The sequence below is a fragment of the Acinetobacter sp. CIP 64.7 genome, from assembly GCF_000369745.1.
Classification (GTDB): domain Bacteria; phylum Pseudomonadota; class Gammaproteobacteria; order Pseudomonadales; family Moraxellaceae; genus Acinetobacter; species Acinetobacter fasciculus.
The window spans coordinates 428,002-441,139 of the sequence record NZ_KB850177.1 but is presented as its reverse complement, the minus strand read 5'-3'; the positions used below and the strand labels follow the sequence as shown (position 1 = coordinate 441,139).

Genomic DNA, 13,138 nt, shown 5'->3' with positions numbered 1-13,138 from the left:
TTCACTCGCATTGTCGTTACTCACGTCAGCATTCGCACTTCTGATACCTCCAGCAGACTTCTCAATCCACCTTCATCGGCTTACAGAACGCTCCCCTACCACGTATAATAAATTGTGAATCCGCAGCTTCGGCATATAGTTTTAGCCCCGTTACATCTTCCGCGCAGGCCGACTCGACTAGTGAGCTATTACGCTTTCTTTAAAGGGTGGCTGCTTCTAAGCCAACCTCCTAGCTGTCTATGCCTTCCCACATCGTTTCCCACTTAACTATAATTTTGGGGCCTTAGCTGGCGGTCTGGATTGTTTTCCTCTTGACTACGGACGTTAGCACCCGCAGTCTGTCTCCCGGATAGTACTCATTGGTATTCGGAGTTTGCATCGGTTTGGTAAGTCGGGATGACCCCCTAGCCGAAACAGTGCTCTACCCCCAATGGTATTCGTCCGAGGCGCTACCTAAATAGCTTTCGGGGAGAACCAGCTATCACCAAGTTTGATTAGCCTTTCACCCCTATCCACAAGTCATCCCCTGGCTTTTCAACGACAGTGGGTTCGGTCCTCCAGTTAGTGTTACCCAACCTTCAACCTGCTCATGGATAGATCACCTGGTTTCGGGTCTATACCCAGCAACTAAACGCCCTATTAAGACTCGGTTTCCCTACGGCTCCCCTATTCGGTTAACCTTGCTACTGAATATAAGTCGCTGACCCATTATACAAAAGGTACGCAGTCACCGGACTAAGCCGGCTCCCACTGCTTGTATGCATGCGGTTTCAGGATCTATTTCACTCCCCTCACAGGGGTTCTTTTCGCCTTTCCCTCACGGTACTGGTTCACTATCGGTCAGTCAGGAGTATTTAGCCTTGGAGGATGGTCCCCCCATATTCAGACAAGGTTTCACGTGCCTCGCCCTACTCGACATCATCATATAAGCCCTTTCGTGTACAGGACTATCACCGTCTACGGTCGCACTTCCCAGAGCGTTCCACTAGAACTTATATGACTTAATGGGCTCTTCCCCTTTCGCTCGCCGCTACTGAGGGAATCTCAATTGATTTCTTTTCCTAAGGGTACTGAGATGTTTCACTTCCCCTCGTTCGCCTTGCAACACTATGTATTCATGTTGCAATACCTACCTTATGGTAAGTGGGTTTCCCCATTCAGACATCTCCGGATCACAGGATATTTGCCGCCTCCCCGGAGCTTTTCGCAGGCTATCACGTCTTTCATCGCCTCTGACTGCCAAGGCATCCACCACATGCACTTAATTACTTGACTATACAACCCCAAACAGTCGTTTATCCTTACAAGTGGGATAAGCAACAGATTGTGATGATTTCTCATCACGCTCATACAGTTGGCGTTTGTGCACTTAAGCACCGTACAGCTTCAATTAGATTCATATACCAAAACGCTTGATTCAGTTAATTTCGCTAGTAACTCATTTCTTTCATCTTCACATCACAGTAATAAATCACTGCTAGTGTTAATGTCAGTCATGAGTATGAACAAATTATTTCAACTCAAATATATTCTGTTAATGATTTTTCCAGCCTTCGTCAGGTCAGGAAACTGTGATAAATCACAGAGGTTAATAACAACGAAGCGAATCATACGCCTCTTTCTTACTAAGCTCTATAAGCTATCTAGCTGTTTGTATGTTTCTTAGCTCATCTTACGTTTGCTTGATCATTTCAAGATCAATGTAAGTGATGGTGGAGACTAGGAGAGTCGAACTCCTGACCTCCTGCGTGCAAAGCAGGCGCTCTACCAACTAAGCTAAGTCCCCAGCTTATCAATAAGTCAATGTATCGTTCTGTTTCTGCTTGCGCTTCGTCAGTAGTGGTGGGTCTGACAAGACTTGAACTTGTGACCCCACGCTTATCAAGCGTGTGCTCTAACCAACTGAGCTACAGACCCTCAGATACATCGTATGAAGAACAACTTGTTGTGGATTCTTACCAATCGTCAATCTTTCGTTAAGGAGGTGATCCAGCCGCAGGTTCCCCTACGGCTACCTTGTTACGACTTCACCCCAGTCATCTGCCACACCGTGGTAAGCGTCCCCCCTGAGGTTAGACTACCTACTTCTGGTGCAACAAACTCCCATGGTGTGACGGGCGGTGTGTACAAGGCCCGGGAACGTATTCACCGCGGCATTCTGATCCGCGATTACTAGCGATTCCGACTTCATGGAGTCGAGTTGCAGACTCCAATCCGGACTACGATCGGCTTTTTGAGATTAGCATCCACTCGCGTGGTAGCAACCCTTTGTACCGACCATTGTAGCACGTGTGTAGCCCTGGTCGTAAGGGCCATGATGACTTGACGTCGTCCCCGCCTTCCTCCAGTTTGTCACTGGCAGTATCCTTAAAGTTCCCGGCTTAACCCGCTGGCAAATAAGGAAAAGGGTTGCGCTCGTTGCGGGACTTAACCCAACATCTCACGACACGAGCTGACGACAGCCATGCAGCACCTGTATGTAAGTTCCCGAAGGCACCAATCCATCTCTGGAAAGTTCTTACTATGTCAAGACCAGGTAAGGTTCTTCGCGTTGCATCGAATTAAACCACATGCTCCACCGCTTGTGCGGGCCCCCGTCAATTCATTTGAGTTTTAGTCTTGCGACCGTACTCCCCAGGCGGTCTACTTATCGCGTTAGCTGCGCCACTAAAGCCTCAAAGGCCCCAACGGCTAGTAGACATCGTTTACGGCATGGACTACCAGGGTATCTAATCCTGTTTGCTCCCCATGCTTTCGCACCTCAGTGTCAGTATTAGGCCAGATGGCTGCCTTCGCCATCGGTATTCCTCCAGATCTCTACGCATTTCACCGCTACACCTGGAATTCTACCATCCTCTCCCATACTCTAGCCAACCAGTATCGAATGCAATTCCCAAGTTAAGCTCGGGGATTTCACATTTGACTTAATTGGCCACCTACGCGCGCTTTACGCCCAGTAAATCCGATTAACGCTTGCACCCTCTGTATTACCGCGGCTGCTGGCACAGAGTTAGCCGGTGCTTATTCTGCGAGTAACGTCCACTATCCAAGAGTATTAATCTCGGTAGCCTCCTCCTCGCTTAAAGTGCTTTACAACCAAAAGGCCTTCTTCACACACGCGGCATGGCTGGATCAGGGTTCCCCCCATTGTCCAATATTCCCCACTGCTGCCTCCCGTAGGAGTCTGGGCCGTGTCTCAGTCCCAGTGTGGCGGATCATCCTCTCAGACCCGCTACAGATCGTCGCCTTGGTAGGCCTTTACCCCACCAACTAGCTAATCCGACTTAGGCTCATCTATTAGCGCAAGGCCCGAAGGTCCCCTGCTTTCTCCCGTAGGACGTATGCGGTATTAGCATCCCTTTCGAGATGTTGTCCCCCACTAATAGGCAGATTCCTAAGCATTACTCACCCGTCCGCCGCTAGGTAAAGTAGCAAGCTACCTTTCCCCGCTCGACTTGCATGTGTTAAGCCTGCCGCCAGCGTTCAATCTGAGCCATGATCAAACTCTTCAGTTTAATACTATGTAGCACCTTAAAGGGTGCCAATCTTGGCTCATCAATTTTCTGACAAATATTTCTCAAATAAACTTCGAGTAATTTCTACCATCAATCAATGAAAATAATTTCGATCAATCAACCAGTAAAAATCCACACAAGTTGTTCTTCATAATCTCTTAATGATCTTCTTGCTGATTCGTCACCAGCAAGCTAGGTCGGCTATATTACTCTCTATCTCTAGAAAGTCAACCAGTAATGAAAACTATTTTTAAACTTTCTTTCTAAAACCGAACTCAATTAAACTCAACTAAGTCACTGTTTTATCAGAAGTTTTAATCTTCATCACCGCCGATGGATGTGCATTCTACAGGATTCCCAACCCAATACAACCCCTATTTTTAAATAATTCAGCAAAAATATCACGACTGTTTATTTATTCTACAAAAATCGCGCTTTTATTTATTTCTTGAGCAGTAAAGGGACTGAATTGGATAAATGACTTAATCTTTTTTCAGTTTTATTCTGTTCCTGAAAGCGTAAAGGTCGGCAATCTATGTATTCACAATAGCCCCCCTCCCCATTTTCGGTCTGTTCATTTATTTTTACTTGATAACTAAAACTTCCCACATAGCCCGCAGCCAGGCCAAATTTAAAATCTCCGCGACTTTGGCCTTGCACCCAGATACAAGTGCCGTCTGCATTTTCATAACACCATTCAAATTCACGTGGCAAATACATACTTTGCCCATTGGGGGTAGTGACACGCGGATAAACACGATGAACTTTAAAATAAACTTTGCGATCGAACATTTGGGTCCGCATGTTTTTTAAATCACGTAGATATATCCGCGACTGAACAATGCTATTAAAACCATCCCGGATTTGCGCCAACAACAGTTGCCGGTTTTCACTGAGATTAATAATTTGATAAGTTAGGAAGACCAAAGGTAAATAAGGAAAGTTAAAACTCCGCGCGTATTCAAAGCTTCCAAGACCATCGATCGCATATTGCTGCGCTTTATAGTTCACCGTTCCCTGACAATGACATAACAAAGACCAGTGATCTGCCAAGGAAAACCGCATTTGGGTAAAATGAGAAATCAGCTGAGTGGTCTGAATATTTAAGTCAAAACTGAGTTCCGAGTCAGAACGCTGCAAACGAAAATTTGGAAAACTTCCGCTCAATTGCTCCCGATCCAGAAACTGAAACAGACCCGATCTAAAATGACAGTCCTGCTTGACCGAATAGTGATGCAATTGCCCCACCATATGCGGACTCGCACTGCAAATCACGGTGGCGGTATCTAGGGCTGTGGTTTCGATTGCACTCGGGTTTGCCAGCATGGGGGCATTGGGTTGCCCGATAATACTCAGAAAGTTTAAATAATAGAGCGGTGTCGGAAGCCCGGGGATCATCAAACCCTGATGAATAATTTTATATTTCTGGTTTGGCCCATGATAGGCAAGATTGTGCTGTGAAACAGCAGGAGTCTGATTTAGCTGTTTCGAACGATCTAGAAAATCTTGAAGAAACCGCATCTCAGACTCCTTATCTTTTTATAATGTACTCGATCTTTTTGCCATAAAGGTGGTGATAAAACCAGACAAGGCATAGAGAATAGAAATGACCAGAATGCCGACAGGAATATTATAAGTCATCGCTGCAAAGACGAATACGGCAATTGGTAGGACAAAAAATGGAACCCGTTTACGTTCTACAGTTTTAAATGAATAGTATTTGATATTGGAAATCATCAACAAGCCCACCGCAATAATGACCACTGCATTAATGACCTGAAGAGAAGGTTCACGAATATCAAAGATTTCTGGAAAATCCAGACCGACCCAGACCAATGATACAATCATGATGGCAGCCAGAGGACTTGCGACACCGATAAAATAACGTTTATCGACCACACCAATCTGCACATTGAAACGTGCCAGACGGAACGCAGCACATGCGGTATAGACAAAACAGGCTGCCAGACCAATACGACCCAAATCGCTCAAGCCCCAGCTATACATCAAAATAGCGGGAGCCACACCAAAAGCCAGCATGTCAGAAAGGGAATCGAACTGTTCGCCGAACGGACTTTGTGCACCAATGGCACGTGCCACACGGCCATCTAGTCCATCCAGTAATGCCGCAATAAAGATCGCATAAATAGCTTGCTGAAAATCACCATTCATACTGGCAATAATCGAGTAGAAACCTGACAACAACGCTGCGGTTGTAATCAGGTTCGGCCATAGATAGATGCCTCGACGCTTAACTTTTTGCCCTTCCTGGGTATGCTCCTCTTCTTCCACCTCGAAGGTGATGCCATCGAAAGGCACTTCAGTTGAAGAGTCACGTTCCGGTTTGCTTATATTTGTCATTCTTGTCGATCCTAGCTATGACCTGATCTTTGAAAAAATTATTCGCCCACTAACCAGCGAACTGCAGCGTGACCACCATTTTCACTCATGCGAAGATGCGGGAATAACCACTGTAACGCTTCATCTGCATCTTCAGAGAATTTCCAAGGTGGGTTAATCACCAGCAAACCACAACCGTTCAAGCCTACTGGGGTATCATCCGGCCATACACAGACTTCACAAACCAGTTGACGGCGGATACCGGTCTTAAACATTTTCTTCTCGAAGCGTTCGATCATGGCACGGTCTTTAATTGGATACCAAACGGCGAATACACCTGTCGGCCATTTCTTATACGCGGCAACCAGCAGTTCAACCAACTGCGGAAAATCTTTACGTTCCAGTTCATATGGCGGATCGATCATCACCAGGCCACGTTTTTCTTTTGGTGGAATGACTGCTAAAAGACCTTCGTATGCATCACGCTCATGCAAACCCGCACGCTTGTCAAAAATATTATGACGAAGTTGCTGAAATACATCGCGCTGCATTTCAAAAATGGTCGCTTTATCAATCTCACGCATGCCTTCTAGCGCAAACCACGGTGAACCCGGATAAGCACCCTTACCAAAGTTTTCACGCATGTTTTCAACAATTTTCAAGTATTGTTGTACGCCTTCAGGTGCATTACGCTTGATTGAATCATCCAGCTTAACCAGACGATGAATACCGTTTAAAAACTCACCTGATTTTTGCGCTTCGGCAGTCGACAAATCATATTTACCTGCACCACCATGCGTATCTACATAGCGATAAGGTTTGTCTTTTGCATTCAGTCGAGTCAACAACTGAAGCAATAAAACGTGCTTCATGACATCGGCAAAGTTGCCTGCGTGGTAAGAGTGACGGTAATTCATGTTTCAATTATTCCTAAGATCAATTGCTATTTTAACATGAAAAACTATTTCGTTCAGAAACGATTATTGCACTAAAATAGCGGACCTTTTTTTACCACACTATCGAGAATTGAAAAAATGGAAGCAGTTATCATCCCAGGGGATTGGAATGTTGATCAAATCTTAGATGATTTAGATCAACATGGCTTTAGTATTGTTGACGATGCTTATTCTAGCGAATATCAACATGCTGTGAGTCAAGAATGCTTAAGCCACTTAAACAAATTTCGCAATGCAGCCATTCAAAATGGTGTCGTTAACAACATCCGTAGTGATCATATTCTTTGGTTACAACCTGAATTTCAAATTTCCCACCTACACATCCAAACCCTTCAACAATTTTCCCAAATTTTAAACCGCGCGTTTTATTTAGGTATCAAAGATGTCGAAGCACATTTCGCTTGCTATCACGCGGGTGAGTTCTATGCCCTGCACCGCGACAATCCTCAAGATAAAAATGGCCGGATGATTTCCAGTGTGTATTATTTACATGAACAATGGCAGGCGGACTGGGGCGGTGAACTGCGCCTGCAGGACAAACATGGCCAGTGGCATATTATCCAGCCAAAACCGAACCGAATGGCGCTGTTCCAGAGCGATTTATTACATGAAGTTTTAATCTCTAAACAGCAACGCCTATCCATTACCGCCTGGCTAAGAAGTGATACCTCACTACTCTAAGACGGCTAGCCGCTTTAAATTTTAATTTTTAGCCTCATATAGCCATTATTGAGAAATGAGGATTGCGTTGATGCGATTAACGACCAAACAGATTATTCAACGTCTGGGTGAAACTGACCAATTGTATTTAAAAGGCAATACGCCAGAATTAACGCTTGAACGTGCTGATCTTCGTTTACAGCTGGTGACTTTAAGTGAACTGCGTCAGGAACAGCGACATTTCCTGCAAGAAGCCGTAGTGTTGCTGGAACAAGGCCGGGTAGAATTTGAAGAAATGCCGCTGCGCATGTATATCAATCTATCTTTGCATCTGGCCAAGGCCTATATGATGTTCTTTGAACTGACCAAAGAGCACCATTTCGCTCTGATTACCCAGCAAATTCTAAAACCGATGGCCAGCTATGAACATGGTGATATTTATTTCTTCTTGGCCTATGCCAGTGCCAGTAAAAATGAGCCGGCCCTGACCCGTCACTGGTTAGGTAAATACACTATGACTGCCGAATTTGAGCTGGAATTATTACAGCAGCATCACGCTTTTAATGATTATCGTCAGCACGAATGGTTTAACAAAATATTAAAAAGCAAAATGCATTAAGCCAAAGAACAAAAACGCCTCAGATGAGGCATTTTTTTAATGCAAGCTATATCGTCTTATTCTAAATATTAGAAAGGCTCAGGAAAAAATGATCAAGCAGGTTGACGTCTATAAGCGTCCATGTGCAATTGCTGATTCAGTTCATCGACCCAAATTGCCCAATCATCATCTTGTACCAAATGGCTGATCAATAAAGAACGTTGGGCTTTATTCCAGAACGGCGCATCGTGCAAGGATAGCCCTGCTGGCAGTTGATGGGTGCGTATATACAATTCAATAGCCGCAGGACTATTGGCGAGACCGAGCTGAGAAAACAAGAGCTCTAAGGATGGTTGGTTCTTTGCGAGCATCGCGCCCTCCTTATATCAGATAAATTGTAATTATTTATAGATCTAACTTATAAGATAAGGCAAAAAAAACCTAGTCATTTGACTAGGTTTGTTGTTTCTTTTTGTATGAATGCATTTAAGAGCTTTGCTTGTCGCTTTCCACATGTAAAAGCTGATTTAACTTGTCAATAATGACAATCCATTCATCATCTTGGTGCCAGTGTTCACGCAAGAAGGCACTTTGCCCCTCACTCCAGAATTCGGCATCTGGCAATGCGACTTCAGATGGTAATTGATGGGTATCGGTAAACTGAGTAATTGAGGCTTCATCAGAAGGCAAACCCAATTGTTCAAATAATAATTCTAAAGTTAACTGTTGTTCCGTAAGCATAAATAGACTCCATCGTAGCGTTAAATTATGAGCGTGTTGAGATTCGAATTCTTAGGTTGATTTATGGCTGCGTATGTCACAGGAACCTGAACCCTCTGCCTCAATATGTAATTGTTCATTTAACACATCGACAAAAATGGCCCAGTCATCATCTTTCTTCCAGTGACTGATCAGAAAGTCATGCTGTGATTTACTCCAAAAAGGAGCTTTATGCAGTGGCACATCCATACCAATTTGATGCGTGCTAATAAACTCGTCAATCGCTTCCGGACTCGAATCCAGACCCAATTGTTCAAAGAAAAGTTCGAAGGTGGCGCGTTGCTCTAACATCTGAACCTCCATCTTTTTATCTATAATCTTGTCTCTACCTTAGAGGGCTCATAGCGAAAACTCAGTTGTCTCTCCTTCACAGCTTGTTATTTTTTGTTGATTAAAGTGAATGGCATAAAAAAAGCACCCCAAATGGAGTGCTTTTTTCAACTTAATCTAAGAAGATTAAATTATTTAAGCATGTCAGCAATTGCTGCGCGCTCTTCTTCAAGTTCGTTCAACGTGAAGTTGATACGCTCTTGACTGAATTCGTCGATTTCTAGACCTTGAACGATTTTGTATTCACCGTTTTCAGTCGTTACAGGGAAACCGAACATTACGCCTTCAGGGATACCGTAAGAACCGTCAGAAGGAATACCCATCGTTACCCATTCGCCGTTTGTGCCAAGAGCCCAATCGCGCATATGGTCGATTGCAGCGTTAGCAGCAGAAGCAGCAGAAGACAAACCACGTGCTTCGATGATCGCAGCACCACGTTTACCAACAGTCGGAAGGAATGTATTTGCATTCCATTCTTGGTCGTTGATCATGTCTTTAACGCTTTCGCCGTTAATTGTTGCAAAACGGTAGTCAGCATACATGGTTGGAGAGTGGTTACCCCAAACTGTAAGATTTTTGATGTCTTTAACCGCTTTACCAGTTTTAGCAGCAATTTGAGATGCAGCACGGTTGTGGTCAAGACGTAACATTGCAGTGAAGTTTTTCGCTGGAAGATCTGGAGCAGATTTCATTGCGATGTAAGCATTCGTGTTTGCAGGGTTACCAACAACTAGAACTTTAACGTCACGGCTCGCCACTTCGTTCAATGCTTGACCTTGACCGATGAAGATTTCACCGTTCACTTTAAGCAGGTCAGCACGTTCCATACCTGGACCACGTGGACGTGAACCAACTAGAAGCGCGTAGTCAGCATCTTTGAATGCAACTTTAGGATCATCAGTACCGATCATGTCTTCTAGTAATGGGAATGCACAATCTTGAAGCTCCATCATTACGCCTTTAAGCGCTTGTTGAGCTTTCTCAAAAGGAACTTCGAGCAATTGCAAAATCACTGGTTGATCTTTACCTAGCATTTCGCCGCTTGCGATACGGAATAATAGGCTGTAACCAATTTGACCTGCAGCGCCAGTAACGGCAACACGAACTGCTTGCTTCATCTAATTATCTCCAATTGAGGATATTCAATGCGATTAAATAGTTAGTATTTAATCTAATAATCGTAAACGCGAAAGATTGTACTCCAATCCTTTGTCAGATGCATATAAAAGAGGACGGATTTCACCTAAAGTCTGATAGGAAATATAAATTAAATCGGCAAAAAAGCTCAGTATGTTCCTTTTATTGTGACAGTTTTTGGGCATGTATTAATAATGTTGGCAGGACAGGATTTGTAATTGCCATTGGGGCGATAACAGACCTTGATCGAGGTAAGTACGCTGGCTGACTGGGTCTGCTGGCAGTTGAATCGCAAGGCATTGCCCGGTAATTGTGGATTAATTTTCAGGAATTTGGCCCGCAATGTATCGACAGAAATCGTGATATTTTCCTGTTCCGTCAGTTCCGCAGGCACTTTGAGACGATCTGCATAATTGATAATCGTCCGGAAATACTGACTGGCATTCATCGGCACGCAGCCACCGATATTGCGCCATAAAATTGTCCGGGTATTGTCATCCGGCATGATCCTGGCCACTACCTTGGACTGCAGTGGTGACAGTTTCGCAGAGCTATTGGTCGTACAATTTTGTGATGTGGTCTGAGGATATAAGCCGGAGATATTCAGCGAATAACCTTCCAGACATTTTCGTTTCTTGGCATATTCAGGGTACAGGCTACATAGGGCCGGGACCATTTGTACATCCATGACATAGTCTGTCGGCGTAGCAAACGCTGCCGGACTACTGGCCAAAACCACAAGCGTAACCGATCCAGCCCAGACTCGACGATCCTTCATTATTTTCATGAATAAATTACCATCCCCCAATAATTTTAATTTTATTGTGTATTACGTAATGGTATCAGTTGCATGCGTTTACCCACTGACTGTGCCCCCTGTCCTAACAAGATACCGTAATGCGTGGCATTGGTCATGACATGTTTCACATAATCTCGGGTTTCGAGTAAAGGAATACTTTCAGTATATTGATCTGCGGCAATCCCCTGAAATTCCGGCTGCCAGCGGCGGGCACGGTTTGGACCGGCATTATAGCCTGCTGTTGCCAGCACCGGACTATCGCTAAGCTGACGCTGAATCGTAGATAAATAGAATGTTCCATAGCGAATATTGGTATTCATATCGGTGAGTGCCGCCGGGTTATAAGCCTCACCCATTTGACGCGCCACCAGCTTGGCCGTATCCGGCATAATCTGCATCAGACCACCCGCCCCGACATGTGAACGTGCCACCGTATTGAAACGGCTTTCCTGACGCATCAAACCATAGGCCCAGGCCGGATCAACCCCCGCATTGCGACTATGGCTGACCACGTAATTCTGATGTGGCATTGGATAACGATAGTTATAATTATGTTTGTTCGCGGTACGGTCAGCGGCATAAATGGCACGATCATACCAGCCCATATCCATGGCACGTTTTGCCGCGGCCAGCAACAGGTCATCATCCTTCTTTAGATAAGCCTGACGCACTGCCCAGTTCCATTCCCGGTTAATATAGTTCTCCGGGGCGCTGATATTACGTAAGGTGAAAGCACGGCGGAAATGAATATCCTGATTCAAGCGCTGCATAGCCTGATTGGATGGCTGCGCTGGATTTGGTGTACTCGCAGTCACCTGCCCCAGCTTGTCGCGTGCCAGAAGATTGTGATAGTCATCTCCGGTCGCCAGCTTACGATAAATACTTTCTGCTGCCTGTTTGGAAGCACGATCAGTACGTTGTTCGCTGGCACGCGCCAGCCAATATTGCCAACGGTCTTCCTGCTTTTGGTTAACACTCATGCTATCAATGGCACGAATCAGGCTTTCCCAGGCACTAAAACGAATTGCCTGACGTGCATAAATCTCGGCTTCTTCCGGGCTAAATGGCAGGCCATAGCTGACATCTAGCGCATTCAACACTTCCCGATTGAAGTTGTTTTTCATGACTGTAGTACCACCGATATAACCGACAGCACGATATAAGGCGCGTTGTACCTGTACCGGTGTACCTTCGGCAGTCCGTTTGACAATAGACAACGCTGAGTCCAAATCGCTATCGGCCAGACGTCCCAGCGCATAAATCAGATAGGCATGCTCTGCCGCAGTACTTTTAGCCGCAGACCACAAATAATTGGTGGGATTGGCCTGAATCGAATTCAGTTGTGCCAGAGACAGATTTAGACCAATGCCTTGCGCTGTCGCAATGGCCTGACCTGACTGTCCGGCACGAAGTTGCCCCCAGAGTCGCTGCTGACGGTCTTCTGAGGTCATGAGTGGACTGGATAGCATCATCCGACCTAGACCAGTACAAGAATCAGGCTGGCTATTGGTGGTTAACCAGACTTCTTTAAACTCGGCATAGACCAGTTCATCGCCAGCTTTGGCGCGCACTTGTGCCACTGCACAGGCTTCGGCAGGATCGGCATTGGTCACATAAGGCAATACCGGTTGGGCAGTGCTAAAGTCTGCCATTTTTACTTTTTCTTCGACATAGTCTGCTGCCAGCTTTTCAGCCATAGCAGATTGAGGGTAACGCTGGGCAAAGCTGATAATCTGGCTGACAGGCTGCATGGCAAGATTCTGGTTTAAAATCCAGTATTCCGGATAATAGCCCAAGGCATCATTCTGCATAGACAGACGATATTGCTGTAACAGTTCAGTATTACCTGCATTGGCTGCACGCAAGGCATCATTAAATTGTTCTTCTGCTGCCTGTGTACTCGCTGAACAGATACATGCCACACTTAAAGTAATTAATTTATAGTATTTATACATAGTTTTAGTGTGTTTCAACATCCCTTTGCCTTCTATCATCGATTTTGTGCTTAGCCCATGTTGCATAT

At 45.1% G+C, this 13,138-nt stretch carries 11 protein-coding genes, 2 tRNA genes and 2 rRNA genes; 2 read left to right on the top strand and 13 right to left on the bottom strand.

The window, feature by feature from the left end; all coding sequences use genetic code 11:
• The 7 genes from F890_RS02195 to F890_RS02165 form a co-directional block, all read right to left on the bottom strand.
• Nucleotides 1–1,275: ribosomal RNA gene (locus tag F890_RS02195) — 23S ribosomal RNA — on the bottom strand; the annotation flags it as partial.
• A gap of 435 nt (nt 1,276–1,710) precedes the next feature.
• Nucleotides 1,711–1,786: transfer RNA gene (locus tag F890_RS02190), tRNA-Ala, on the bottom strand.
• Nucleotides 1,787–1,840: 54 nt separating this feature from the next.
• Nucleotides 1,841–1,917: transfer RNA gene (locus F890_RS02185), tRNA-Ile, on the bottom strand.
• A 60-nt stretch (nt 1,918–1,977) separates the two neighbouring features.
• Nucleotides 1,978–3,515: ribosomal RNA gene (locus tag F890_RS02180) — 16S ribosomal RNA — on the bottom strand.
• Nucleotides 3,516–3,956: 441 nt separating this feature from the next.
• Entirely contained in the window at nt 3,957–5,036 is a 1,080-nt protein-coding gene (locus tag F890_RS02175) for a DUF6670 family protein (protein WP_004732193.1), read from the bottom strand.
• Between the two features lie 18 nt (nt 5,037–5,054).
• Nucleotides 5,055–5,876, bottom strand: a complete 822-nt coding sequence (pssA, locus tag F890_RS02170) for a CDP-diacylglycerol--serine O-phosphatidyltransferase (RefSeq protein WP_004732196.1) — start codon at nt 5,874–5,876, stop codon at nt 5,055–5,057.
• A gap of 38 nt (nt 5,877–5,914) precedes the next feature.
• Entirely contained in the window at nt 5,915–6,772 is an 858-nt protein-coding gene (locus tag F890_RS02165) for a 23S rRNA (adenine(2030)-N(6))-methyltransferase RlmJ (RefSeq protein ID WP_004732197.1), read from the bottom strand.
• 117 nt (nt 6,773–6,889) lie between these two features.
• On the opposite strand from F890_RS02165, the gene F890_RS02160 reads away from it, so the two are divergent.
• Together F890_RS02160 and F890_RS02155 are read left to right on the top strand one after the other, a co-directional pair.
• Nucleotides 6,890–7,492 (top strand): 2OG-Fe(II) oxygenase, encoded by a 603-nt coding sequence (locus tag F890_RS02160; protein WP_004732199.1) that lies wholly within the window; start codon nt 6,890–6,892, stop codon nt 7,490–7,492.
• Between the two features lie 70 nt (nt 7,493–7,562).
• On the top strand, nt 7,563–8,090 hold the full coding sequence (locus F890_RS02155; protein ID WP_004732201.1) for a hypothetical protein: 528 nt from the start codon (nt 7,563–7,565) through the stop codon (nt 8,088–8,090).
• Between the two features lie 92 nt (nt 8,091–8,182).
• Here the strand turns inward: F890_RS02155 and F890_RS02150 are convergent, their stop codons facing one another.
• The 6 genes from F890_RS02150 to F890_RS02125 form a co-directional block, all read right to left on the bottom strand.
• Entirely contained in the window at nt 8,183–8,440 is a 258-nt protein-coding gene (locus F890_RS02150; protein WP_004732204.1) for a DUF2789 family protein, read from the bottom strand.
• A gap of 115 nt (nt 8,441–8,555) precedes the next feature.
• Nucleotides 8,556–8,810 carry a DUF2789 family protein gene (locus F890_RS02145; protein WP_004732206.1) on the bottom strand — a complete coding sequence of 85 codons (255 nt, stop codon included), beginning with the start codon at nt 8,808–8,810 and terminating at the stop codon, nt 8,556–8,558.
• Between the two features lie 51 nt (nt 8,811–8,861).
• Nucleotides 8,862–9,140, bottom strand: a complete 279-nt coding sequence (locus tag F890_RS02140) for a DUF2789 family protein (RefSeq protein ID WP_005265594.1) — start codon at nt 9,138–9,140, stop codon at nt 8,862–8,864.
• Nucleotides 9,141–9,310: 170 nt separating this feature from the next.
• Complete coding sequence (locus tag F890_RS02135) at nt 9,311–10,297, bottom strand: malate dehydrogenase (RefSeq protein ID WP_004645103.1); 987 nt, start codon at nt 10,295–10,297, stop codon at nt 9,311–9,313.
• A 167-nt stretch (nt 10,298–10,464) separates the two neighbouring features.
• Nucleotides 10,465–11,103 carry a ribonuclease T2 family protein gene (locus tag F890_RS02130; protein ID WP_005249945.1) on the bottom strand — a complete coding sequence of 213 codons (639 nt, stop codon included), beginning with the start codon at nt 11,101–11,103 and terminating at the stop codon, nt 10,465–10,467.
• Between the two features lie 32 nt (nt 11,104–11,135).
• A complete protein-coding gene (locus F890_RS02125) occupies nt 11,136–13,070 on the bottom strand; it encodes a lytic transglycosylase domain-containing protein (protein WP_392389824.1) in 1,935 nt (644 codons plus the stop codon).
• Nucleotides 13,071–13,138: the final 68 nt, after the last annotated feature.